17 protein-coding genes are annotated in these 25,078 nt (G+C 71.4%); 11 read left to right on the top strand and 6 right to left on the bottom strand.

All coding sequences use genetic code 11. The features are described 5' to 3' along the window. The first annotated feature begins 485 nt into the window (after positions 1-485). From HZB25_12750 to glgP, 4 genes are all read left to right on the top strand, one after another. Positions 486-1,052 (top strand): hypothetical protein, encoded by a 567-nt coding sequence (locus HZB25_12750; protein ID MBI5838099.1) that lies wholly within the window; start codon positions 486-488, stop codon positions 1,050-1,052. Beyond that, a complete protein-coding gene (locus HZB25_12755) occupies positions 1,049-5,854 on the top strand; it encodes a carboxypeptidase regulatory-like domain-containing protein (protein MBI5838100.1) in 4,806 nt (1,601 codons plus the stop codon). The genes HZB25_12750 and HZB25_12755 overlap by 4 nt, the downstream gene beginning before the upstream one ends. Before the next feature lie 179 nt (positions 5,855-6,033). Next, on the top strand, positions 6,034-6,516 hold the full coding sequence (locus tag HZB25_12760; protein ID MBI5838101.1) for a VanW family protein: 483 nt from the start codon (positions 6,034-6,036) through the stop codon (positions 6,514-6,516). 268 nt (positions 6,517-6,784) lie between these two features. After that, positions 6,785-8,449 (top strand): alpha-glucan family phosphorylase, encoded by a 1,665-nt coding sequence (gene glgP / locus HZB25_12765; GenBank protein ID MBI5838102.1) that lies wholly within the window; start codon positions 6,785-6,787, stop codon positions 8,447-8,449. 64 nt (positions 8,450-8,513) lie between these two features. Here glgP and HZB25_12770 read toward each other — a convergent pair whose 3' ends face one another. Together HZB25_12770 and HZB25_12775 are read right to left on the bottom strand one after the other, a co-directional pair. After that, entirely contained in the window at positions 8,514-9,950 is a 1,437-nt protein-coding gene (locus HZB25_12770) for a catalase (GenBank protein ID MBI5838103.1), read from the bottom strand. After that, entirely contained in the window at positions 9,947-10,351 is a 405-nt protein-coding gene (locus tag HZB25_12775; GenBank protein MBI5838104.1) for a transcriptional repressor, read from the bottom strand. The genes HZB25_12770 and HZB25_12775 overlap by 4 nt, the downstream gene beginning before the upstream one ends. 242 nt (positions 10,352-10,593) lie before the next feature. Between HZB25_12775 and HZB25_12780 the strand changes: the two genes are divergently transcribed. After that, complete coding sequence (locus HZB25_12780; GenBank protein MBI5838105.1) at positions 10,594-11,076, top strand: ferritin; 483 nt, start codon at positions 10,594-10,596, stop codon at positions 11,074-11,076. A 155-nt stretch (positions 11,077-11,231) separates the two neighbouring features. Here the strand turns inward: HZB25_12780 and HZB25_12785 are convergent, their stop codons facing one another. Genes HZB25_12785 through HZB25_12795 form a run of 3 tightly spaced genes read right to left on the bottom strand, consistent with a single transcriptional unit; the run spans position 11,232 to position 14,172 of the window. After that, a complete protein-coding gene (locus tag HZB25_12785; GenBank protein ID MBI5838106.1) occupies positions 11,232-12,677 on the bottom strand; it encodes an NAD(P)(+) transhydrogenase (Re/Si-specific) subunit beta in 1,446 nt (481 codons plus the stop codon). Next, positions 12,674-12,994, bottom strand: coding sequence for an NAD(P) transhydrogenase subunit alpha (locus tag HZB25_12790; GenBank protein MBI5838107.1), 321 nt, complete (start codon positions 12,992-12,994; stop codon positions 12,674-12,676). Before HZB25_12790 ends, HZB25_12785 begins: the two co-directional genes overlap by 4 nt. Beyond that, positions 12,991-14,172 carry a Re/Si-specific NAD(P)(+) transhydrogenase subunit alpha gene (locus tag HZB25_12795; protein MBI5838108.1) on the bottom strand — a complete coding sequence of 394 codons (1,182 nt, stop codon included), beginning with the start codon at positions 14,170-14,172 and terminating at the stop codon, positions 12,991-12,993. Before HZB25_12795 ends, HZB25_12790 begins: the two co-directional genes overlap by 4 nt. A 286-nt stretch (positions 14,173-14,458) precedes the next feature. Between HZB25_12795 and HZB25_12800 the strand changes: the two genes are divergently transcribed. Next, positions 14,459-15,199 carry a 4Fe-4S binding protein gene (locus HZB25_12800; GenBank protein ID MBI5838109.1) on the top strand — a complete coding sequence of 247 codons (741 nt, stop codon included), beginning with the start codon at positions 14,459-14,461 and terminating at the stop codon, positions 15,197-15,199. Between the two features lie 19 nt (positions 15,200-15,218). Here HZB25_12800 and ettA read toward each other — a convergent pair whose 3' ends face one another. Beyond that, positions 15,219-16,898 carry an energy-dependent translational throttle protein EttA gene (gene ettA, locus HZB25_12805; GenBank protein ID MBI5838110.1) on the bottom strand — a complete coding sequence of 560 codons (1,680 nt, stop codon included), beginning with the start codon at positions 16,896-16,898 and terminating at the stop codon, positions 15,219-15,221. 373 nt (positions 16,899-17,271) lie between these two features. Here ettA and HZB25_12810 point away from each other — a divergent pair, with 373 nt between their 5' ends. The 5 genes from HZB25_12810 (at position 17,272) to HZB25_12830 (ending at position 24,997) form a co-directional block, all read left to right on the top strand. Beyond that, positions 17,272-19,002 carry a hypothetical protein gene (locus HZB25_12810; protein ID MBI5838111.1) on the top strand — a complete coding sequence of 577 codons (1,731 nt, stop codon included), beginning with the start codon at positions 17,272-17,274 and terminating at the stop codon, positions 19,000-19,002. A gap of 478 nt (positions 19,003-19,480) precedes the next feature. Then, positions 19,481-20,020: an acyltransferase gene (locus HZB25_12815; GenBank protein MBI5838112.1), complete on the top strand. Its 540-nt coding sequence runs from the start codon at positions 19,481-19,483 to the stop codon at positions 20,018-20,020. A gap of 51 nt (positions 20,021-20,071) precedes the next feature. Next, positions 20,072-21,280, top strand: a complete 1,209-nt coding sequence (locus HZB25_12820) for an aminotransferase class I/II-fold pyridoxal phosphate-dependent enzyme (GenBank protein ID MBI5838113.1) — start codon at positions 20,072-20,074, stop codon at positions 21,278-21,280. A 52-nt stretch (positions 21,281-21,332) separates the two neighbouring features. Beyond that, positions 21,333-22,994, top strand: a complete 1,662-nt coding sequence (locus HZB25_12825) for a glycosyltransferase (protein MBI5838114.1) — start codon at positions 21,333-21,335, stop codon at positions 22,992-22,994. Between the two features lie 56 nt (positions 22,995-23,050). Continuing rightward, positions 23,051-24,997 carry a hypothetical protein gene (locus HZB25_12830; protein MBI5838115.1) on the top strand — a complete coding sequence of 649 codons (1,947 nt, stop codon included), beginning with the start codon at positions 23,051-23,053 and terminating at the stop codon, positions 24,995-24,997. Positions 24,998-25,078 lie beyond the last annotated feature (81 nt).

Genomic DNA, 25,078 nt, shown 5'->3' on the forward strand with positions numbered 1-25,078 from the left:
GGTTCGGCCCACGGGGGATGACGCGTGCTCCCCGCGCGGAAGTCCCCCGGGCTCCGGCAGGGCAAAGGGTGGGCGCGGTTCGGCCGCGACCTCCTGGAAAGACAACGGGAGGATGATCGTGCTGGAGGTTGGGCCGCCTCTCGGGCTGGCCGGCGTGTCGCCATGATCGCGAACGCGGTCCGGCGCCGGGCTGCCGTGTCCGTTTCCCCGTGGCCCTCCCGCTGAGCGGGACCCGCGCACATCGACGGACTGCCCCTGACCGGACTCGAAGTGGTTTTGAGTCCTGCTAGGGATACCATCTTGAGCGGGTGGGCGCAACCCCGGCTGCTGCCGGGACCGGCTTGCGCCGGAGGCGGGCGGCGGTCCGGGGGCGAGGGGGACGCGGGGGGCTTCGGGATCCCCGCCGGACACATTCTTCGAAGCACAGCCAAAGTCTTGCTGCAGCGTTGCTTGACAGCGTATGGACCGGCCGCGAGACTGACAGAATGCAACTCCGCCGTCCCGCCCTGGCGGCCGGGCTCCTGGCCACGTTGATATCCGCGTCGCACGCGGCGCCTCCCGCCCCCGCGGGCGCGGACTCCGCGGCGTGGGCCGAGCTGGCGCGCGGGGCGGAGGCCGTGTATGTCACGGCCTGGGACGCGCGCGGGGTGGCGGGTTGCCGCGGCGTGCGCGGGGGGCTGGCCTCCCGGGTCGAGGCGGACGTGGATGCTGCGCTGCGCGAGGCGGTGCTGGAAGCCCGCCTTGCGGGGCGCGGGGTTCCGCGGCGAGCGCGGTGCTGCTTCCTTCGAGAGGGGCGCTCCACCGAGCCGGACGCGCCCCTGGACGTGGCCGGGGAGGCGCTGCTGCTGGAATCCGACGGCAGGACGGCGGTGATCCTGCCTGGCGAGGCGCGCACCGCCGCCTACGCCTGGCGGCGTGCCCGCCGGCTGCTGGGGATCTCCGGCACCGCGGTGACGGCCTCCGCCCGCGTGTACCAGGTGCGCTCCGTGGACATGGATTCCCTGCGCGTGGCCCGCTGGCTTCGCGCGTTCCCCCGGGAGGCCGCGAAATGAGTCCGTGCCGTCTCTGGATTCCGCTGCTGCTGTTGTCCGCATCATGGGCGTGCCGGGCCGCCGCCGCACCGGGGCCACCGGTGGGCAGCGTCTCGGGGATCGTGGTCGGCGCGGGAGGTTCCCGGATCGGCATCCCGGGAGCCGTGGTCACGGCGAAGGACCCCTGGACCGGGCCACTCGACACGGTGCGGACCGACGCCGGCGGTGCATTCCTGTTTCGCGGCCTGCCCGCCGGCCGGGCGGTGCTGGAGTTTCGCGCCCGCGGTTTCGCCGCGCGCGGGCCGGTGACGGTGCCGGTGCGCGCGGGAGACACCGTCTCCGGCGTACGCCTGGTCCTGGCCCCCACCGCGGTGATCGAGGGCCGCGTGGTGGACCGGGAAGGCCGGCCGCTGGCGGGCGCGGAAGTCTCGGCGCTGGACGCCAGGACGCGCACGCGCGGCGACGGGCGCTTCCGCCTCACGGAAGTGCGGCCGGTCCAGCTGCAGGTGCTCGCGCGCACCTCCACGCACCGCGAGTCGGGCAGCCCCACGCTCACCCTGCGGCCCGGGGAGACGCGCCGGATCCCCGAGATCGCGCTGCTGCGCGGTCGGCGGGTGACCGGCCGGGTGCTGGACGCGCACAGCCGGCCGATCCCGCGGGCCGAGGTGGGAGGGGCGGGCCGCTCCACCCGCACCGATGCCCGTGGCGAGTTCCGCCTCGGCGGCCTGCCCCCGGGCGGCAGCATCTACGTCTACGCCCGCGCCTACGACTACGCCAACCAGGAGCTGCCCTCCGATTCCTCCGACGTGCGCGACCTGACGCTGCACCTGCTGAAGATGCCGCGGGAGGGCCCGCGCCTGATGCTCTCCATGCCGCGCGACACCTGGCTGCCCGGTGAGCGCGTCACCGCCACCGCGTGGGCGCCCGGCAGCGGGGCGGTGGAGGGCCGGATCGAGGCGGCCGGAAACGCGGGCGCGCCCCCGGTTCGGAAGCAGTCCTTCCGCGTGGCCGCGGGCGGCCGCGCTGCCCTGGCCTTCCCCGCGCCCTCCCCCGGCACGTACGTGCTCTCCGCGAAGGCCGGGGGAGAAACGAAGAACCTCGAGTTCCTGGTGAGCGAGGTGGCCCTGGTGGCCGAGCAGTGGCCGCAACGAGCCCGCGTGCGCGCCGTGCGCTTCGCCGACGGAGCGGGCGTGGCGGGGCTGCCGCTCATGGACGAATCGGGCCGGAAGCTCGGGATCACCGATGCAGCCGGCCTGGCCGAGGTGCCGCTGCGCACCATGATGGAAGTGCGCTCCGCCGATCCGCGGCGTCCGGCGCGGGTCGTGCTGGGGCAGGACCCCGTCGCGCCGCCGCCCGCGCTGCTGGCGGTGCTCACCGACCGGCCCGCGGTGAGGCCCGGCGGTTCCCTGGGCGTGAAGGTCATCGCGCGTTCTCCCGACGGCGCCGGGCTGGGCGCGGTGGCCGACTCCTGCGTGAGCATCGAGGTGGCGGGGGCGGAGTCGGACCCGGTGACGCGCCAGGGGCGGCTGGATGCCTCGGGCGTGGCCGTGGACTCGCTCACCCTGCCCTCGAAACTGCAGTTCGGCGCCGCCCGGCTGACGGTGCGCGCCTCGGGTGCGACGGCGACCCGGATGCTGCCGCTCACGTCGCGCCCCACGCCGGAGCTTTCCGTGCTGATCACCCCCGACCGCGCCGTGGCGCTGCCGGGGGACACCGTGCGCGCGATGGTGACGGTGCGGCGCGAGGACGGACTGCCCGCCTCCAGCGTGAATGTCACCTACAGCGTGAACGAATGGGGCGGCGGTTACGACTGGGGCCCCGACCGCGGCTTCGGCGGCCCGGTGTGGACCGGGCTCGCGCGACGTGAGCAGCGGCTCACCGACGCCCGCGGGGAAGTGGAGTTCCTCGAGGTGCTGCCCGGGCTGCTGGCGGGGGACACGGATCTGCACCTCGATGTCGTGGCGCAGGAGCCAGGCGGCGAAGCCGTGTCGGCCAGCGGACTGGTGCACGCGCTGGCCTCCGCGCGCCACGTGAGCTTCCTGGCCGCGGAAGCCTCCGTGGCGGGCCGTCCCCTCGTCGCGACCTTCCGCCTGCTGGCCCTGCCGCGCCGGCCCGTGGCTTCCGGCGGGATCCGCGTGGAGCTGTACCGCCTGGTACGGGGCCGGCGCGCCCACAAGGCGGTGTTCCTGGAATCCGCCACCCTGGCCACCGGCGCCGACGGCGAGGCCCAATGGAAGAGCGGTGTCCGGGCGAAGGCCGGGACGGAATACCGCGTGCGGGCCTCCGCCGCCGACAGCCTGGGGCGGGTGGCGCAGGCGGACTACACATGGTGGACGCCGGGTCTCGCGGACGGGGAGGAGTCCGAAGTCACCTTCGAGCTCACCGCGGCGGCGGACACCGTTGAGAGCCGGGAGGCAGGCGCGCGCTTCCGCATCCGCGCCGGTTTCGCGGGCGTCGCGCACGTGGCCTTCGCGGGACGGGAGCCGCTGGCGTGGCTGCCGGACATCCGGTTCACCCCGGGCGTGACCGAGTTCACCGTGCCCGGCGGGTGCTTCGGCGCCGGCGGCGTGCGCGTGGCCGCCTACGCCGCCTTCGCCGGGGACGTGCATCGCGGCGAGGCCACCGTGACCGTGCGTCGCGACGCGGTGCGCCTGAGGGTGGAGGTGAAACCGGAACGCGACGCGCTGGCCCCGCGGGACACCATGCGGCTGGAAGTGACCACCCGCGACGCCTCGGGGCGCCCGGTGTCCGCCGAGGTGGCGTTGACCGCCTACGACCGCGGCATGCTGGCCTTCGGCCCCGACGCCAACCCCGACCTGCTGGATGCGTTCTGGGGGCCGAGGCCGTTGCCGCTGGAGGTGCGCTCCGGCGTCCGCCGCCACGAGCGGGCGGGCGGCAAGGACTCCGAGGCGGATGTCCGGCGCGATTTCCGCGACGTGGCCTTCTGGGCCCCGCGGCTGGTCACCGGCCCGGACGGTTCCGCGCGCGTGGCGTTCCGCGTGCCCGACAACCTGACCACCTGGCGCGTCACGGCGCATGCGGTGGCCGCGGGCACCGCGGTGGGGATGGCCCGCGCCGACGTGGTGGTCCGCCGACCGGTGGCACTGCAGCTGTCCCGCCCCGAAGCCCTGGTGGCCGGGGACAGCGTCGCGCTGCGCGTGGTGCTGCGCGAGGCGAAGGGCGAGCCCGAGCGCCACTTCCGCGACTGGCAGGTGGAGGTCCGCGGCGGCACGTGGGCGGGCCCCGCCCCGGAGGTGACGGTGTCGCCGGAGAAGCCCGGCGCGTGGGTGCTGCCGGTGCGGGTGGCCGCTGACGCCGAGACACTCCGCGTCACGGTGGTGGCCCGCGGCGAGGGCGCGGCCGACGGCCTGGAGCGCGCGATCCCGGTGACCCGGCCCTGGCGTACGCTGTTCGGCTCCGGCGCGCCCCCGGGATCCGCACTGGATTCCACGGTCACGCTGCGCTGGGCCGCGCCGCTGCTTTCGGCGGCGCTCCAGGAGGGCGGGATGCCGGACTGGGTCCCGCGCGAGCCGGGTCCCGAACGGCTGGCCGCGCTCGCGGCCCGCGAGAACCTGCTCCGCCTGGGCCTGGGTCCATTGTGCCGGCCGTTGCACGGCGGCGGCGAGGAGCCGGATGAGCCCGGGCCCGGCGACCCCCGGAGGGCGGCGGACGCGGCCGGCGCGGGTGCCACGGCCCGGGAGCGCGCGCGGATGTTCGACGCGCTGGGCCGTCCCGGATCGCTATTGCGCCCGGACCGGTCGTTGGACATCCACGCCGCCCGCATGGCGCTGCTGGCCGCCACGGTGGGTCGGGACGTTCCTGAGCCCGCGGTGCTGCGGCAGGTGCGCGCGATGGCCGCGAGCGTGGCGGAGGCCCTGGCGAAACAGCGGATCACGCCGGAGGAGCGCGGCGCGGCGCTTCGGGTGCTGGCCGCGGTTTCGGACCGGTTCGGGCTGACGGGTGGCGGCGCGGCCATGGACGCGGGCCCGCGCGCATTCCCCGAGGGCGCGATCCGCCGGGACTTCTCCACCCCCTATCCCGCCGAGCAGGTGTGGTGGGCCGCCGACCCCGCCCGCGGCGGCGCGGACCGCGGCGGCGCGCAGGCCCGCGTGGCACAGCTCGCGGTCCTCGGGGGCCGCGGCCGCGGTTGGGGTGGACTGTGGACCCGGGTGGTGCTCTCGCACCTGGACTCCTCCGACGTGGCTGGCGTGGCCGCGCGGCTGCCATCCGAACCGGCCGCGCGCGGCGAAATTCCCGGGGACCTGGTCTCCTGGGAGCCCAAGCCCGAAGTGGTGCCGGTCGGCGCAGACCGCGGGGAGGCCGGGGGCCTGCGGGTGACCCACAGGCGCGCCCACGCGCCGCTTTCCTCGCCCGTGGACACCTCCATGGGGGCTCTCGCGGTGAAGCTGTACCGGGATCTGCCCGATACCAATGCATGGGGGGAGCCCGGCACCCGTCCGGTGGAATGCGCGGGCCGGCTGCGCCTGGGCGAGACCGTCCGGATGGAGGTCCGCACCACGCGGGCCGTGGAGTGCGAAGCGCTCGAGATGGTGGTGCCGCTGTGCGGAGCGTTCGACACCCGGCCGCCTGCCGGCTCCGAAGGCTCCGAGGCGCGGCCCGCCTGGACGCGCGACCGACGGCTGCCCGGGAGAATCGAATGCAAGGCGTGGCGCCCGCACCAGGCCGGCGCGCTGGTGTGGGAGGCGCGGCTGCGGGTCACCCACGAGGGGCGGTTCACGCAGCTGCCCCCGGTGTTGCGCAGCACGGTGTTCCCGGAGTTGTACCTGCCGGGCCCCGCGCTGGGGATCGAGGTCGGGCCGTGACTGCGCGCGTGCGGGCGGTTGCCGGGCTGTTGTGGTCCGCGGCCTGCCTGTTGCCGGCCTCCTCGGGGGCGGATTCACCGCGGAATGTGGCTCTGGCGCCGCCCGCCCCACGTCACCTCCTGGGCCGAGCGATGGCCGGGATGGAGGCCGCGGACGCAGGGTCCCGGGCGAACATCCGGTTGGCGGTCCGCCGGCTGGCGCGGGTGGAGGTGCCCCCGCGCGCCGAGATGAGATTCCTGGTGGAACTGAACCTCCGGGGCGGGGTGCCCGGCGCCCCGGGAGCTTCGCTGGTGGACGGAGTGGCGGTGCAGGGGGCCGGAGGGGGAGTGTGCCTGGTGGCCGGGGTGGTGCACGCCGCGGCGCTTCGGGCCGGGCTGGGGGTGATCGAGCGGGCCGGTCACAGCGCGCCCGGGAGCTCCCTGCCCGCGGGCTTGGACGCCGCGGTCTCCGAGGAGGGCGGCACGGACCTGGTGCTGTGGAACCCGTACCGGTTTCCGCTTGAGCTCCGCCTGGCGGTGGCGGACGGGGCGGTGGAGGCCCGCTGGACCGCGGAATCCCCCGGCGTGGACTGCAGGGTCGGCCGGGACGCCCGGGGAGCCCTGGTGCGCCGCCTGGCTGACGGGCGCGAGGAGCTGCTCCTGCCGGCTCCGGACCGGCGCTGATCCGGTCCTGGATTTCAAGTCATTGTCAGCAGTGAAGTTATGATTTCACCACGGCCACGGGGTTCCCCGGTTTCCCCCGCGCCCGTCCGAATACGCTATTCTCTCCCGGCGGCCGAAACACCCGTCTCGGCAGGTCCGCCGGGCCTGTAACCGTTTTCCGCGCGCCGGCGTCCCGGCGTCCATTCTCTCGTATCGCCATCACCCCAGGGCGGCATGGCCGCGGCCCGGAGGAACAGTGTCCATCGAACGACTCATCGCCTATTTCTCCATGGAAATCGCCCTCCAGCCGGAGGTGCCCACCTACAGCGGGGGCCTCGGGGTGCTTGCCGGCGACACGCTGCGCGCTGCCGCGGACCTGAACGTGCCCATGGTGGGCGTGACGCTCCTGCACCGAAAAGGGTACTTCTACCAGCGCCTGGACCCCCACGGCTGGCAGACGGAGGAGTCGGTGGAGTGGGTGGTGGAGGACCACCTGGAGGAGCTGCCGCAGCGCGTCTCGGTGAAGATCGAGGGCCGCAGCGTGCGGCTGCGCGCGTGGCGCTACCGCATCCGCGGGGCCAGCGAGCGGAGCATCCCGGTCTACCTGCTGGACACCGACCTGCCCGAGAACAGTGACTGGGACCGCCAGCTCACCCACTGGCTCTACGGCGGCGACAGCCGCTACCGGCTGTGCCAGGAGATCGTGCTGGGCATGGGCGGGGTGCGCATGCTGCGCGCGCTGGGCCACGACGACATTGACCGGTTCCACATGAACGAGGGCCACGCCGCGTTCCTGACCATCGAGCTGCTGGACGAGGAAGTGAAGCGCTCGGGGCGCGATCGCATCACCCTGGACGAGCTGGAGAAGGTGCGCCGGCACTGCGTGTTCACCACGCACACGCCCGTGGCCGCGGGGCACGACCAGTTCCCGGTGGAGCTGGTGAAAGAGGTGCTGGCGCGGCCCGACCTCTGCGACATGGAGGAGATCTTCTGCAGCGGCGGCACCTTCAACATGACCTACCTGGCGCTCAACCTGAGCCACTACGTGAACGGCGTGGCCAAGCGCCACGGCGAAGTGTCGCGCAGCATGTTCAGCCACTACGCCATTGACGCCATCACCAACGGAGTGCACGCGTCCACCTGGGCGGCCCGGCCCTTCCAGGAGCTGTTCGACAAGCACATTCCCGGCTGGCGCCAGGACAACTACACCCTGCGCTACGCGCTGAGCATCCCGCGCGACGAGATCTGGAAGGCGCACCGCGACGCCAAGGCCCGCCTGATCCAGTACGTGAACCGTGACACCAACGTGGGCATGGACGTGGACGTGCTCACCCTGGGCTTCGCACGCCGCGTGGCGCCGTACAAGCGGGGCGACCTGTTCTTCCGCGACGCCGAGCGGCTGCGCAACATCCGCACCCACGTGGGGCCGCTGCAGATCATCTACGCCGGCAAGGCCCACCCGCAGGACGGGGAGGGCAAGGCCATCATCGCGCGCATCTTCGAGGCCCGCGACCGGGTGAAGCCCGAAATCAAGATGGCGTATATGCCCAACTACGACATGGAGCTGGCCCGGCGCATGGTGGCCGGCGTGGACATCTGGCTCAACACGCCGCGGCCGCCCTACGAGGCCTCCGGCACCAGCGGCATGAAGGCCGCGGTGAACGGCGTGCCCAGCCTGAGCGTCCTGGACGGCTGGTGGATCGAGGGCTGCATCGAGGGGGTGACCGGCTGGGCCGTGGGCAAGGACGCGCGCATGCTGCACACCAGCGACGACCCGTCGGCGGAGGACGCTGCGGACCTCTACGACAAGCTGGAGCAGGTGATCCTGCCCCAGTTCTACCGTGAGCGGGACCGGTTCATCGACGTGATGCGCCACACCATCGCGCTGAACGGCTCGTTCTTCAACACTCACCGGATGATCCAGCAGTACGTGCTCAACGCGTACTACCGGTGAGGAAACGAAAGCAGGGCAGGCAAGAACGCCTGCCCTGCGCCCTCCGAACCTGCGCCACGGGCGTCTACGACTGCTTCAACGCCTTCCGCACGCCCTCGGCGTAGGCCGGATCGGCCTTGCCAAAATGCCCCAGCTGCCGTTCGACGATTTCGGCCGGCACGCCCCTCATGGCGACCGCGATCGCACGATGCAGGCGCTCGCGCTCACCCGCGGGCAGCAGCCGGTAGAGGTTTCCGACCTGGGTGTAGTCGTCATTGCCGTCCCGGTGATCGTACCGGGCCGCGTCACCCCGGAGTCCCAGGGGGGGCTCGGCGGCCGACGGGTCCTGCGCCGGGCCGCCGAAGCTGTTCGGCTCGTAGTTCACCCCGCCGCCGCAATTGCCGTCGGAGCGCATCGCCCCGTCCCGGTGGTAGGTGTCCACCGGGCAGCGAGGCCTGTTCACCGGGAGCCCCTCGTAGTTCACTCCCAGGCGGTAGCGGTGGGCATCCGCGTAGGAGAAGATGCGGAACTGCAGCATCTTGTCGGGGCTGTGTCCGATGCCGGGCACCATGTTCGCAGGCGAGAACGACGACTGCTCGATCTCGGCGAAGTAGTTCTCGGGATTCCGGTTCAACTCCATCACGCCGACCTCGATCAGCGGGTAGTCGCCGTGCGGCCAGACTTTCGTGAGGTCGAACGGGTTGTACGTGGTCTTGTCCGCATCGGCTTCGGGCATCACCTGGACGAACAGCCGCCACTTCGGAAAGTCGCCCTTCTCGATCGTCTCGAAGAGATCGCGCTGGTGGCTCTCGCGATCCGAACCGACGATCTTCTCCGCGTCCGCGTCGGTGAGCGTGTGGATGCCCTGGAGCGGCTTGAAGTGAAACTTGACCCAGGATCGCTCATTCTTCGCGTTTACGAAGCTGTAGGTGTGACTCCCATAGCCGTTCATTTCCCGGTAACTGCGGGGCAGCCCGCGGTCGGAGAACAGGATCGTCACCTGATGCAGGCTCTCAGGGGAGAGCGACCAGAAGTCCCACATCGCAGTTGCGCTTCTCAGGTTCGACCTGGGGTCCCGTTTCTGTGTGCGGATGAAGTCGGGGAACTTGTACGGGTCGCGCACGAAGAACACCGGCGTGTTGTTGCCCACCAGGTCCCAGTTGCCCTCCTCCGTGTAGAACTTCATCGCGAAGCCCCGCACGTCGCGCTCCGCGTCTGCCGCCCCGCGCTCCCCGGCAACCGTGGAGAAGCGCACCAGGCAGTCAGTCTGCTTGCCGACCTGTGAGAAGATCGAAGCCTTCGTGTACCGGGTGATGTCGTGGGTCACGGTCAGCCTGCCGTACGCCCCCGAGCCCTTGGCGTGGACCACGCGTTCGGGGATGCGCTCACGGTTGAAATGGGCGTGCTTCTCGAACAACTGCCAGTCCTGGACCAGCAGCGGGCCGCGGGGGCCGGCGGTAAGCGAGTTCTGGTTGTCGGGGACCGGAATCCCCGCCGCGGTGGTGAGCTTGCGCTTCTTCATGGAGTTCTCCTCCTGCGTCGGCCCCTCATGACCACCTGGTACTCGCGCACGCGAAAGCCGCGCAGCAAGCCCGCCCCGGTGACCCGGACCGCGTTCCAGGGGACATCGTAGATCCTTCCCGTTTCCTCGTCGATGAAGTGGTGATGCGGTTCGACCCGCGGATCGAACACGACGGTCCCCCCCTTGAGCACCTGGGTGCGCAGAAGTCCCTTGCGCACGAACAAGTTCAACGTGTTGTACACCGTCGCCCTTGAAACCGTGGGGAGGGTCCGCTGGATCGCCTCCCATACCTCGTCCGCGCATGGGTGGGCGGTGGTCCTGAGGACCCACTCCGCGACCGCCATCCGCTGGGGCGTGGCGGGGATGCGGCACGCACGCAGGGTCAGGAGAATGTCCCTCATGCTGGTTTAGATGCTGTCTAAGTCCAGACGATGTCGAAATTCCGCACCCCGGGCGAAATGGACAGTGCACGATCCTCGGGTTGTCCATGCCGTGGCGCCCTTGCATGCCGCTGGTCGCCGCCTACCGGGGCGGCTATAGTTGCCACCGGATCGACCACCCCGGCATCCAACGGCCCGGAGGAGGCGCCCGGCGGACTTGCCGGTGCCGCTGCGACGGGATCCATGGCGAAGGAGGTAATTCCGTGTTGATCAGCAAGGCGATGAACAAGGCGCTCAATGAACAGATCGGCGACGAACTGCAGGCGTCCAACCAGTACGTGGCCATCGCCACCTACTTCGACAGCGACGACTTGGGGCTACTGGCCGGCTTCTTCTACAAGCAGGCAGAGGAGGAGCGGGAGCACGCCATGAAGCTGGTGAAGTACGTGGTGGAGGCCGGCGGCAAGGTGAACGTGCCCGCCATCGGGGAGCCGAAGAATCTCTTCAAGTCCGCCGAGGAGGCGGTGAAGCTGGCGCTGGACTGGGAGATGAAGGTCACCGACCGCATCAACCGGCTGGTGGACCTGGCGATCAAGGACAACGACCACCTCTCGCGCGGCTTCCTGAACTGGTTCGTGCAGGAGCAGCTGGAGGAGGTCTCGAGCATGTCGAGGATGCTGCACCAGGTGCGGCGCGCGGGCCCGAACCTGCTCACCGTCGAGGCCTACCTGATCCACGGCAAGTAGTCGCGAACCGATCCGGGAACAAGAGGGCCGGGACACCGCCAGCCTGGCGTGGTCCCGGCCCTTCGCTGTCCGCCGGACTTCATGTTCCAGCAGCCTTCGCGCCGGAGCTCCGCGGCCCCGCTGCGACGCGGGCCCGCGGCGGTCGGGCTCCTGCCTCAGGCCTCCTTGACGGCGTTCACGAGCTTCTGGAGCGAATCGCGCGCGTCGCCGAAGAGCATCATGGTCTTCTTCTCGTAGAACAGCTCGTTGTCCACCCCGGCGAAGCCCGGCTTCATGGAGCGCTTCATCACGATGCAGTGCGCCGCCTTGTCCACGTCCAGGATGGGCATGCCGAAGATGGGGCTCGACTTGTCGTAGCGTGCGGCCGGGTTCACCACGTCGTTGGCCCCGATCACCAGCGCCACGTCGGTGCGCTCCATCTCGGGGTTGATGACATCCATGTCGTACAGGGAGGTGTACGGCACGTTGGCCTCGGCCAGCAGCACGTTCATGTGGCCCGGCATGCGGCCGGCCACCGGGTGGATCGAGTACTTCACGATCACGCCGCGCTTCTCCAGCATGTCCGCCAGCTCGCGCGCCACGTGCTGCGCCTGCGCCACCGCCAGCCCGTAGCCGGGCACGATGACCACCTGGCGGGCGTAGGCCATCATCACCGCCGCGTCCTCGACGGACACCTCGCGCACCACCTTCGCGATGCCGCCCGGGCCCGTTCCGACGCCGGAGGCGGTGGCCGAGCCGAACGCGCTGAACAGCACGTTGCCGATGGAGCGGTTCATGGCCTTGCACATGAGCAGCGTCAGCATCGTGCCGGAGGCGCCCACCAGCGTGCCGGAGATGATCAGCACGTTGTTCTGGAGGGCGAAGCCGGTCAGTGCCGTGGCCAGTCCGGTGAACGAGTTCAGCAGCGAGATCACCACCGGCATGTCGCCGCCGCCGATGGGGGCCACGAACATCCAGCCGATGAGCAGCGCCAGCGCCAGGAACACCACGAAGGCGAGCGGGTTGCCGGTGAACGCCAGCCATGCGCCCAGGCACACGGTCACCGCGAACAACATCATGTTCACCGGCCGCTGGCCGGGGAAGGTGAGGGGCTTCTCGTTGATCACGCCCTGCAGCTTGCCCCAGGCGAGCACGCTGCCGGTGAACGAGATGCCGCCGATGAGCGCGCCCAGCACCGGGCTGAAGGTGATGCCGGGGTTCATGGCCGCGGTGCCCGCGGGCAGCTCGCGCACCAGCTTGAAGTACTCGGCCCACGACACCAGCGCCGCCGCGAGACCGCCCGAGCCGTTGAACGCCGCCACCATCTGCGGCATGGCGGTCATGGCCACGGTGCGGGCCCACACGGCGCCGATCACGCCGCCGATCAGGATCCCGCCCAGGATGATCCACAGGCCGAATAGCTCGCCGCCCACGAACTTCGTGAACATCGAGCCGTCGAGGAGCGTGACCGCCACCGCGAGGCCCATGCCCCACGCCGCGATCAGGTTGCCCTGTCGTGCCGAGAGCGGGGAACTGAGCTTCTTCAGCCCCACGATGAACATGATCGCGGCCACCAGGTAGGCCAGCTCCACGTAGAGCTTCAGGTCCGGCGCGCCGTTCATGACCTGCCCTCCGCGCCGCCCGGCTTCTTCTTGAACATCTGCAGCATCCGGTCGGTGACCAGGAAGCCGCCCACCACGTTGACCGTGCCGCAGATCACGCCCAGGAAGCCCAGGACCTTGAACAGCAGCGTGTCCGCGGAGCCCGCCACCAGCATCGCGCCCACCAGCACGATGCCGTGGATGGCGTTGGAGCCCGACATCAGCGGCGTGTGCAGCACCACCGGCACCTTGGAGATCACCTCGTAGCCCACGAACACCGACAGCGCGAACACGTAGATCGGCGCGAGAGCCGCCACCAGCTGGATTCCCTCATTCATTTGCCGGCCCCCCCTTTCTGCTTCCACGCCTCCACCCGCTCCCGGGTGCGCGCGTGCTTCACCTCGCCCGCGTGCGTGATGCAGCTGTCCCGGGTGATCTCGTCCTCGAAATCGAGCTTGAGGTTGTTCTCCTTGTCGGTGAGGTGCTGCAGCAGGGTGGAGATGTTGCGCGAGTACATCTGGCTGGCGTGCACCGGCATCCGCGACGGCACGTTGGACAGCCCGTGGATGGTCACGCCGTGCTTCACCACCGTCCTGCCGGCCTCGGTACCCTCGCAATTGCCGCCCATGTCGGCGGCCAGGTCCACGATCACCGAGCCGGGCTTCATCTCCCGGATCATGTCCTCGGTCACCATCACCGGGGCCTTGATGCCCGGGACGCGCGCCGTGGTGATGATCAGGTCGGAGCCCTTCACATGGGACTTGAGCATCTCCTTGACCTTGGCGAGGAACTCCTCGGACTGCTGCTTGGCATACCCTCCGGCATCCACCACGTCGGCGCTGGTCAGATCCGCCGACACGAAGCGCGCGCCGAGGCTCTCCACTTCCTCCTTCACCGCGGGGCGCACGTCGTAGGCCTCCACCACCGCGCCCAGCCGGCGCGCCGTGGAGATGGCCTGCAGCCCCGCCACGCCGGCGCCCAGGATGAACACGTGCCCCGGGGCGATGGTGCCCGCGGCCGTGACCAGCATGGGGAAGAAGCGGGGGAGGGACTCGGCGCCGATGAGCACCGCCTGGTATCCGGACACCGTGGCCTGGGACGAGAGGGCGTCCATGCGCTGCGCGGTGGTGGTGCGGGGGACCGCATCCATGCTGAAGCTGGTGACCTTGCGCTGCGCCAGCTGCTGCATCACGGCCGGGCGCATCAGCGGCTCGAGGAAGCTGATCACCACGCCGCCCTCGCGGAACATCTCGGCTTCGTGCTTGCCGGTCCCGGGATTGACGTCCAGCTCCTGAACCTTGAGGACCACGTCCGCTTCGCGGAAGAGCGCGGCCACGTCGGGGACCAGCGTGGCGCCGGCCTCCCGGTACGCCTCGTCGGGGAAGTAGGCGCGTTCCCCGGCTCCGGTTTGGACCCGGATGTCGTAGCCCTGCTTTACGAGTTTTCCTACAGTCTCTGGGACCAGCGCCACCCGGCGCTCGTCGGCGAAGAACTCCTTCGGTACGGCGACTTTCACGTTGTTGCCCCCTCCCTTCCGTGTTTACACAAACCGCGTGTGAGACTAGGTCATGGGAGGGGTTTCGTCTAGGGGGGGGTCCGGGCGATCCCGCGCGATCACGGGGCTCGCGCGCGGGCGAGCCGCCGACGCGGGATCCGGGGCCGTCGTCCGTCCCGGCGCCGGTCGTGGTTGCGATTTCTGCCTCCGCTCGCGATACTCTCGTGAATCGTCGGTGCGACCCGCCCCGCCGGCACGGTCCGGCCGCCGCGCCGCCGCCCCGGACCCCGAACCGCGAGGAGGCTCCGTGTCCGCCCATCCGGCCGTCCGCCAGCGACTGCGCAGGCTTGCGATCCTCTTGTCTCTGTTGCTCTTCCCGGTGATCCTGAACTACCTGTCGCCGGTGATCATCCTCGACTCGGCGTCGCGGGGTGTCGCCAACGCGAGCCTGTTCGTGTTCGCCGGCCTGTTCGTCGCGGCGCTTTTCGTCGGGCGGCTGTGGTGTTCGTGGGTGTGCCCGGGGGCCGGGTTGCAGGAGGCTTGCGCCGAGGTCAACAGCCGGCCGGTGAAGCCCTGGGTGGGGTGGATGAAGTGGGTGATCTGGGTGCCGTGGGTGGCGGCGATCGTGTTCCTGGCCGCGCGGGCAGGGGGCTATCGCTCGATCGGCTTCTTCTACCACGTGGAGAGCGGGGTCTCGGTGGACCGCCCCGTGGCCTATTTCATCTACTACACCGTGGTCCTGACGTTCGCGGTGATTCCGCTCCTCGGGGGGCGGCGGGCGGCCTGCCACTCGATCTGCTGGATGGCGCCGTTCATGATCCTGGGGCGACGGGCTCGCAACCGCCTCCGCTGGCCGGCGCTGCGCCTGGTGGCGGACGCGGAGCGCTGCCGGAACTGCCGGTCCTGCACCGGGAACTGTCCCATGAGCCTGGACGTGAACGGCCTGGTGCGCGCCGGGAGCATGGAACACACCGACTGCATCCTGTGCGGCACGTGCGTGGACAACTGCCCCCGGGGCGCGATCCGCTACTCCTTCAGCCGGGGCTAGCCCCGCCGGCCGGGTGGTCTCACTTCCGGACCAGCTTGCGGTACTTGATCCGGTGCGGGATGTCCGCCGCCGCCCCCAGCCGCTTGTGCCGGCTGGCCTCGTAGTCCTGGTAGTTGCCCTCGAACCACACGACCTCGCTGTCGCCCTCGAAGGCCAGCATGTGCGTGGCGATGCGGTCCAGGAACCACCGGTCGTGGCTGATCACCACCGCGCACCCGGCGAACGCCAGCAGCGCGTCCTCCAGGGCGCGCAGGGTGTCCACGTCCAGGTCGTTGGTGGGCTCGTCCAGCAGCAGCACGTTGCAGCCCTGGCGCAGCAGCTTCGCCAGGTGCACGCGGTTGCGCTCGCCGCCGGAGAGGTCTCCCACGCGCTTCTGCTGGTCGGCCCCCTTGAAGTTGAAGGAGGCCACGTAGGAGCGCGACTGCAGCGTGCGGCCGCCGAATTCCAGCACGTCCTTGCCGTCGGAGATCTCCTCCCACACGTTGCGCTTCGGGTCCAGGGAGTCGCGGCTCTGGTCCACGTAGGCCAGCTTCACGGTCTCGCCGATGCGCAGCGTGCCCTCGTCCGGCTGCTCCTGCGCGGTGATCATGCGGAACAGCGTGGTCTTGCCCGCGCCGTTGGGCCCGATCACCCCCACGATGCCGCCGCGGGGCAGGTTGAACTCGAGATTCTCCATCAGCAGGCGGTCGCCGTAGCCCTTGGTGAGGCCGCGCGCCTCGATCACCACGTCGCCCAGCCGGGGCGCGGGCGGGATCACGATCTCGATCGTCTCCGCACGCTTGAGGCCCTCCTGGCTCAGCAACTCCTCGTAGGCACTCACGCGCGCCTTGGACTTGGCCTGCCGCGCGCGCGGGCTCAGCCGGATCCACTCCAGTTCGCGGGCCAGCGTGCGCTGGCGGGCCGACTCGGCCTTCTCCTCCTGCGCCAGGCGGATGCGCTTCTGCTCCAGCCACGAGGAGTAGTTGCCCTCCCAGGGGATGCCCTGGCCGCGGTCCAGCTCCAGGATCCAGCCGGCGACGTTGTCGAGGAAGTAGCGGTCGTGGGTCACCGCCACCACCGTGCCCGCGTACTGCTGCAGGTGGTGCTCCAGCCACTCCACCGACTCGGCGTCCAGGTGGTTGGTGGGCTCGTCCAGCAGCAGCAGGTCCGGCTTCTGGAGCAGCAGGCGGCACAGCGCCACGCGGCGCAACTCGCCGCCGGAGAGCGTCTTCACGTCCGCGTCGGGGGGCGGCAGGCGCAGCGCGTCCATGGCGATCTCGAGGTGCCGGTCCAGGTCCCAGCCGTCCACCGCCTCGATGGCGTCCTGCACCTTGCCCAGCTCCTCGAGGGTCTTCTCCATCTCCTCCGCGGAGAGCTCGGTGGACAGCCGCGCGTTGATGTCGTTGAAGCGGTCCAGCAGCGCCTTGGTGCCCGCCACCCCCTCCATGACGTTGCCCAGCACGTCCTTGGACGGGTCCAGGTGCGGTTCCTGCGGCAGGAAGCCCACGGTGAAGCCCCGGGTGAGCGCGGCCTCGCCGATGAAATCCTTGTCCTCGCCGGCCATGATGCGCAGCAGGGAGCTCTTGCCCGAGCCGTTGGCTCCGAGCACGCCGATCTTCGCGCCGGGGTAGAACGACAGCCAGATGCCCTTGAGCACCTGCCGGTTGGGCGGATGGACCTTGCCCAGGTCCTTCATGGTGAAGATGTACTGCTGGGCCACGCGGAGTCTCCTCTTTTCGATGGCGGGGCGGGGGCCCCCGTCCGGGGCTGAAGCTGGATGATTGATTGTTGTATAATAGGCGGCCAGGGGATTGTAAGTGAGTTCGGGCCGCTCCGGGTGCAACTTTCTGCCTGCCCCGGTCCGCTGCCACCCTGGCGGCTCACTTCTCCCATGCGGGCCCCGGCGGACCTGCGCAGGCCCCCCGGATCCTGCCACCCGTTCGTCCCCACGCGGGAGCAGAAAGGCAGGCCCCACGATGACCGTGCGGACCGCTCGAACCCACCATTCTACCCCGTTCCTCGGCGGGGCGCTCCTCGCGGCCCTTCTGGCTGTCCCGGCGCTTCCGCCGCCCCCCGGGGCGCAGGCGGACTGCGTGCTCCCCGACCTGCCTGCGTGCGCGTGCTTCGTCGGCGGAGGCGCCTGGCCCCTGCCCGCGGTGGCGGGGAACCTGATCTCCACCGCCCGCAAGTCGGTGAACGCGCAGACCTCCTGCCTCAAACAGCGGGGCCAGCCCTACTGGCAGATCCAGCTCCAGCTGGACGACCCCAACCTGGCCCACTTCCTGGCGCACTGGGCCCCCGGCATCCCGAATTCCTTCCGGGCCCAGGCCTGGTGCACCGAGACGGTGGCCTTCTGGCACCGCGAGGCCCAGGTTCCCTACCCCGGCGGGTACTTCTCCTTCTTCTGGCCCTCCAGCTATGTCCAGAACACGAAGGAACTGCGGGTGTGGTACCAGAACGAGGAGGCGCTCCGCACCAACTTGTTCCTCAACACCCGCGGGCGCTGGATCAACGGGAGTCAGCTGGACTACGCGAACTTCCAGCCCGGCGTGAACGGGCCGTGCCCCGGAGCGTTCCAGGCCTGGGAGTCCTACGACACCACCGCCGGGGCGTGGACGGACTCGTGCTACCACAGCCAGGTGGTGGACTCGGTGGTGGTGTGGCGGCAGGGCAGCATGACCGGGCCGATCAACTCCATCGACGTCCACGTGGTGGAGGGCAACGCCGGCGGCGGGACGTTCACCGACATCAATGGGGTCGTCAACGTGAGCCGGGGGAAGGTCAAGAACGACAAGTGGTACCGGAACGTGATCCAGTACACGCGGCTCGGGAGCACCGTGGTGGGTTGCGGCAACACGGTGAAGAAGATCCGCGGGTGGGGGATTGACCTGCACCAGGACGGCTCCACCTACTGTGACCCCGGGCGCATGACCACCGTGGTCACGCCGTATATCGTGGCCTACCCGGCCCCGATTTCGGAGCCGGACCCGGACGTGCAGCTCACGGGCACGTTCCTGCTCTTCTACCAGGCCAGCGGCGGGGGCACACCCGCCATCAGCACCAATGCCAGCAGCAGCCAGACCGGCGGCACCTATCCCACCACCACCGCGCCCTGGACCATCCCGGCGGGACCGCTGGGCGTGGAACCCGCGTACATCCAGGTGGACCTCAAGGCTGACTACCCGCTCCCCGTGCGGGGGGTGACGGTGGACTGGGAGGGAGGCTTCGCCCCGGCGCAGTACCAGGTGTGGTGGGGCGCGCAGGGCGGATCCATCCACACCACGACCACCACGCCCACGACCGGGCTCACCCCGCCCTCGGGCGTGCCTCCCATGCCGGCGTACACGGCACTCGCCCCCGATTCCACCTACACCGTGCGCTACCTCCGGCTGGTCTTCTCCAACTCCGTGCTCACCCGGCAGTTCAAGATCGCGGGGCTCCACTTCCGGTACCAGCTCGGCAGGGAGGAGGACAACGGCGACGTGTTCCAGGATGCCACTCCGCCGGTGGACGTGGGAGAGGGCGGCGACGGCGGCGCGGCGCTCTTGAGGCTCCATCCCGGAGTGCCCAACCCGTTCCGCGGCTCGACCCTGATCCGGTACCAGCTGGGCGGCGTGGCGGAGGCCTCGCTGGCTATCTCCGATGCCGCCGGTCGCCGGGTGAGGACCTGGCACGGGTTGCGCGGGGCGGGCGCTCCCGGTGCCCAGGTGCTCCGCTGGGACGGCCGGGACGCCTCGGGACGGGCGGTGCCGGCCGGGGTCTACGTCTGCGAATTGAGCCAGGGGGCGTCCGCGGTGCGGCAGAAACTGGTCCTGCTGCGTTAGCGGTCCTGCGAACACCAGCCTGCCGCTGAAGAGCGCTCCGATCCGGGGCGGACCACCGCCTGGTCCCGGATCGGAGCGCGCCACGCCGCTCCACCTTCAGGGCGCCTCAGCGTCGCCACCTCTCACCCTCGTTCCGGGCCCGCCCGGCCCCGCAGCTCATGGCCCGCGACTTGCTTTTTCCTATCCCGGGCAGAGGGGGCACGGATGCCCCCGGATCCCGCAAGTTCAACGCGGCCGCGCCGCACCGCCCGCCCGGCCCGCCGCAGGGCCCCGCGGGAATCCATGCGCGCGGCAGGAATTTTGCCGTGCCCGGCTCGATTCTGCCCGTGTGGCCGGATTCGCTGGAGGAGGCTTCGTGAACCCGCCCATCGTCCTGTCCACCGCGACTTCCGGCGGCGTGCCCGTCCCCCCGCTTTCTTCCTCGCCGCAGTCGCTGGAGGGCTTCCGCAGCGTCGGCCAGGACGTGACCATCTGGCCCATGGCCCGGATCGTCGGGCGCGAGCGCATCTCGATCGGCGACTCCGTGATCATCGACGACTTCGCCTTCCTGGTGGGCGGCGCGCGCACCGCGATCGGCAGCTTCATCCACATCGCCAGCTTCGTCTCCGTCACCGGTGGCGGCGAGCTCGTGATGGAGGACTTCAGCGGGATCTCCGCTGGTTCGCGCGTCTACACCGGCAACGAGGACTACCTGGGGGGCTGCCTCACCAACCCGACCATTCCCGAGCCGTTCCGCGTCGCGGCGCGCTCGTTCGTGCGGGTGGGCAGGCACGCCATCGTGGGCGCCAACTCGGTGATCCTGCCGGGCGTGACGCTGGGCGAAGGCTGCGTCGTGGGCGCCGGCTCCCTCGTCACGAAGGACTGCGAGCCCTGGACCGTGTACGTGGGCACGCCCGCGCGGCCGATGAAGGCGCGCCGTCGCGACCGCATCGAGGAGCTCGAATTGCAATTCCGCCGCGTGGCCTACGGCCCGGACGGCGGGTACATCCCCAACTGCCGCCGCGGCGGAAAGGCCTGAGCCGTGAAACGCGCGAAGCCCGGGAGCAGGAGCGGGAAGCCGGTGCGCCGGGTGGCGCGTCTCGCGGCCCGCAGGCGCGTGGACGACCTGGCCCTCTTCGGCGGCTGGCCCGCGTTCCGCGAGCCCCTGTGCGTGGGCCGGCCGGCCGCGGGCGACCGGGCCCGGCTCCTGGAGCGAATCCGCGGCGTGCTGGACCGCCGCTGGTTCACCAACGACGGTCCCCTGGTGCGCGAGTTCGAGCACCAGCTGGCGCGGACCCTGGGCGTGCGTCACGCGGTCGCCACCTGCAACGGCACCGTGGCGATCGAGATCCTGGCCCGCGCGGCGGAGCTGACGGGCGAGGTGGTGGTGCCCGCCTTCACCTTCGTGGCCACCGCGCACGCGCTGCGCTGGGTGGGCCTCAAGCCGGTATTCTGCGACGTCGAGCCCCACGGTCACACGCTGGACCCGGCGCGGGTGGAGGCGTGCATCACGCCGCGAACCCGGGCCATCCTGGGAGTGCACCTCTGGGGCCGCACCTGTCACGTGGAGGCGCTCGAGGGCATCGCGCGCCGCCGCGGCCTGCGGCTCTTCTTCGACGCCGCGCACGCTTTCGGCTGCACCCGCGGCGGCCGGCCGGTGGGCGGCTTCGGCGACGCCGAGGTGTTCAGCTTCCACGCCACCAAGGTCTTCAACACCTTCGAGGGCGGCGCCGTCACCACGGACAACGACGGCCTGGCGCACCGCCTGCGCCTGATGCGCAACTTCGGATTCGCCGGCTATGACCAGGTGGTCAGCCTGGGTATCAACGGGAAGATGAGCGAGATCTCCGCGGCCATGGGGCTCACGGGCCTGGAATCGCTGGAATCGCGCCTGGAAGAAAACCGCCGGCACCACGAGCGCTACCGCGCCGGGCTGGCGGGGCTGAGCGGCGTGAAGCTGCTGCGATACGACGAGGCGGAGCGGAACAATTTCCAGTACGTCGTGGTGGAGATCGACCCGGAGCAGGCCGGCGTGGGCCGGGACCGGCTCGTGGAGATCCTGCACGCGGAGAACGTGATCGCCCGACGCTACTTTCACCCCGGTGTGCACCGCATGGAGCCCTACCGCTCCGAGGACCCCGCCGCCGGCCGCCGCTTGCCGGTCACGGAGAGCCTCGCGCAGCGGGTGCTCACGCTGCCCACCGGCCCGGCCACGAGGCCGCGGGACGTGGAGCGGGTGTGCGAGCTGGTGCGGTTCGTGGTGGCGCACGCGCACGAGCTGGACCGCAAGGCCGCATGATACCGGCCCGCGGCGACGGGAAGATCACACCAATCCAGGGAACGGAGGAAGCGTGGACGGGCTGCTGCTGAGTGTCGGCTGCGACGACCGGGAGATCGCCGGGTTCCGCCGCGTGAGCGAGGATTCCGCCGCGGGGCTGCGCTACGACCCGGTCCTCGGGTTGCCGCTCCCGGGGGGATCGGTGCGCGGGATCTACTGCGCGCGCTTTCTGGAGTTCCTCGATCCGGCCGGGGCATCGGCGTTCCTCAGGGAGTGCCGGCGGGTCCTGGCGCCCGGCGGCACGCTGCGCCTGGTCACGCCCGACCTCGACCGCGTGGTGCGCTCCTACTGGGGCGACTGGCGCAAGCAGGGCTGGATGCGCGGGCCGGCGGGGGAGGGGATCCGCCGCCGGGGTGCGATGCTCAACAGTTTCCTGCGCGGCGGAGGACGCCGGTGGGTGTACACCGAGGAGGAACTGCTCGAGCTGGCCGGCTGGGCCGGTCTGCCGGTGGCCCGCCGCCGACTGGCCGGGCGCAGCGGCGCGCCGCATTTCCAGCACCTCGAGGCCCGCTCGGACACCGACCTGATCCTCGAGCTTTCCCCGGCGAAGCGCGCGCCGTGCGTCGAGCCGCTGGTGAGCGTGTTGATCCCGGCCTACAACCCCAAGTTCTTCGAGGCGGCGCTGAGCAGTGCCCGAACGCAGACGTGGCGCAACGTCGAGATCGTGGTGAGCGACGATTCGGCCGGTCCGGAGATTCGTGTGATCGCCGAGCGGGCCGCCCTGGACGACCCGCGGGTGCGCTATCTGCGCAATCAGCCCGCCCGGGGGGCGTACGACAACTACATCCAGTGCTTTCGCCTGGCGCGCGGGGAGTACGTGAAGTTCCTCAACGACGACGACCTGCTGCACCCCGCATGCGTGGAGCGGATGGCGGGCGTGCTCGCCACGCGCGCGGACGTGTCCCTGGTCACGTCGCACCGCGGGCTCATGGACGATTCCGGCGAACCGCTCCCGGACACCGACGCCACCGCGCGGATCGCCGGCGTGGACAGCCGGCTGGACGGCGCGCCGGCGGCGGGCTGGATGCTGGCGCAGAGCCGCAACTATGTGGGCGAGCCCACCACCGCGATGTTCCGGCGGGCCGACCTGGAGGACGCGCAGCCCACGCCCCTGAGCTTCGCCGGGCGGCCGGTGCGCTGGAACGTGGACGTGGCCATGTGGGCGCACCTGCTGGGCAAGGGCGACCTGGCCTACCTGGTGGACACACTCAGCTGGTTCCGTCAGCACGGTGCGCAGCAGACGTCGGTGCCCGATGCGGCCGCCCGCTCCGGCGCCGCGTGGGGACAGATGCGTGCGGACGCCGCGCGGCTGGGCTATCCCGCCCCGGTCTCCCTGGACGAAGCGCGGGTGCGGCCGCTCGCGCCGGCTCCGGACGGCCCCGACCGGTGGCCCTCGCTGGGGCTGGCGATCTTCGGCCGCGCGCTGGAGATGCAGTCGGCCCAGCGGTCGGCCGAGGCGGCCGAGCTGTTCCAGCTCACCGTGGCGCACGAGCCGCACCTGGCCGTGGCGCACCTCCAACTCGGCTTGACCCGCTACGGCCTCGGTGACTACGCTGCCGCCGCGGAGGCGCTGGAGCAGGGGATCGCGCTGGACCCGGGCGTGCCCGACTCCATGAAGCAATTGGCGGTGGACCTCCGCCACCGTCTCGGAGCGCGGGAGGCCATCGCCCGGTAGCCTCGGCGGACACCCCCCGCCCGCGGCCGGCCCGCCGCGAAAGACACGGGAGTGGCATGCCGAGGATCCGCCGCACCACGCAAGGGAAGCCCTCCCCGGCAGGAACCGCGCCCCCGACCGGGCGCGGCGGGCGCGCTCCCGCACGCCCCGAATCGCCGCCCTCCGCTCCCGCGCCACCGCTGCCCGCCGGCACCGCGCTGGTCGCGATCTCGCTGGCGCTGCTGCTGCTTCCCTGGCTGGCGAGCCGGGACTCCTCGAACTGGACCTGGGGGCTCAACATCTCCGGCTTCCTGCCCTCCGCGTGGCCCCTGGCCGCGCGGCTGGCGGTGCTCGCAGCCATGGCACCCGGCGTCGCGTTCGCACTCCGCTCCCGTTCCGCGGTCGCCGACCGGCAGCCGAAGACCGGCCCCGGGCGCCGCGCGGCGCGGCCCGCGGGCCCGCCGCGCGGCGCGACCCTCGCGGCGGGAGCGCTGGTTTGCGCCGCCGCGGCGGTGGCACTGTGGATGTGCCGCGAGCAGGTCCATTTCCTCGGGGACACCATGCTCCGGCTCCGCACGGTCTACCGGATGGCGGTCAAGGGGGAGATGGTGCCCGCATGGGGGCTGCACGCCGCTCCGCTCGACTACCTCGTGAACGTGGTCCTGCCGGTGCGCATGTCCGCGGCGGGGCTCCTGACCGCCTTCCAGGCGGCGCAGCTGGTGCCGTGCCTGCTGGGGGCGCTCTTCGTCGCGGCCGCGATGCTGGCCGCCCCGCTCTCCGCCGCCACCCGCCCCGGCCGGGCGATCTTCCTCGCCGCGGTGCTCACGCAGGGTTACATGCAGTTGTTCGCGGGGTACTGCAAGGGCTACGGCCTGCTCATCCTGCTGCTGCTCCTGTGGTACGCGGCGGTCACCTGGGAGGACCGGTCCGGCCGGGCCGCCGTGTGGAGCACCGTGCTGTTCGGCCTGGTGCTCCTGTGCCACCGCACCGGCCTGCTGCTGGCGCCGTGCCAGGCGTGGCTGGTGTGGAAGTCGCGCGGCCGCGACGGGGCGTGGGGCGCATACGCCGCCGCCGGCCTGGCCGGGCTGTGCGGCGCCGCGCTGGTCACCGGCTGGCAGGGCGCGGCCAGCGCGGATGCCGCGCTGCTGGGCAGCGTGTGGCGAGGCGCGCGCGAGGCGGGCGACTACCCGTTGCTCTCGGCCACCCACGCCGCCAACGTCCTGAACGATCTCTTCCTGCTGGCGCCCTTCGGCCTGGCCGGGATGCTGCTCCTGCCTGTCGTGCGTCCCGGCGGGCCCGGTCTCCGCGCGCTCCTGCTGGGCGGGGTTCCCTTCCTGCTGCTGGCGCTGCTGGTGCGCAGCCTGTATCCGGTGCAGGGGGCGCCGCGCGACTGGGACAACTTCGCGTCTTCCGGGCTCTTCCTCACACTGCTCGCGGCGCGCCTTGCCGTGCGGGTGGTGGAGGGGGCGCCGCGGCTCGGGGTGCTGGCGGCGGCGGCGGTGCTGGCCGGCGCCGTGCACACCGCGACCTGGCTGGCCCTGAACGCATCCCCCGCCGCGGCCCTGGAACGCGTGGAGCGCATCGGGGAGTCGGCTCCGTCGCTGCCGGTCTCGGCGCGGGCGATGCTCTTCGACTACCTGGGGCAGGTGCGCGAGCTGGCCAACGAGCCGGCGCTGGCGGGTGAGGCCTACCTGAGGGCGAGCGACCTGGCGCCCAACCCGCGCTTCTTCGTGCTGGCGGGCACCCAGTTCTTCAAGGCCGGCAGGATGGAGCGCGCGGCCGGGGCATTCCGCAGCGCCGCCCGTCGCGATCCGGTCACTCGCGAGAAGATGCTCATCGTCTCGGGCAACACGCTGGGGAGGAACCCCGCGGATCCCCTGGGCCTGATGATCCGCGCGGCCGCGCTTTCCGTTCCCGGCACGCCGGGCACGGCTGCGCCCGCGCCGGACGGGGGCGCACCCGTGCCGGACGGCGCCGCGCCCGCGCCGGACGCCCTCGCCCCCGCGGGGCCACGCGCCGATTGACACCCCGCTCGCCGCTCCGGATAATCGGGCGGTGGGAACTTCCGCATTGAGCCGCAGTCCACTCCACCGCGGGGAACGTCC

Source organism: Candidatus Eisenbacteria bacterium (assembly GCA_016235265.1).
In the GTDB taxonomy this organism is placed as follows: Bacteria; Eisenbacteria; RBG-16-71-46; order RBG-16-71-46; family JACRLI01; genus JACRLI01.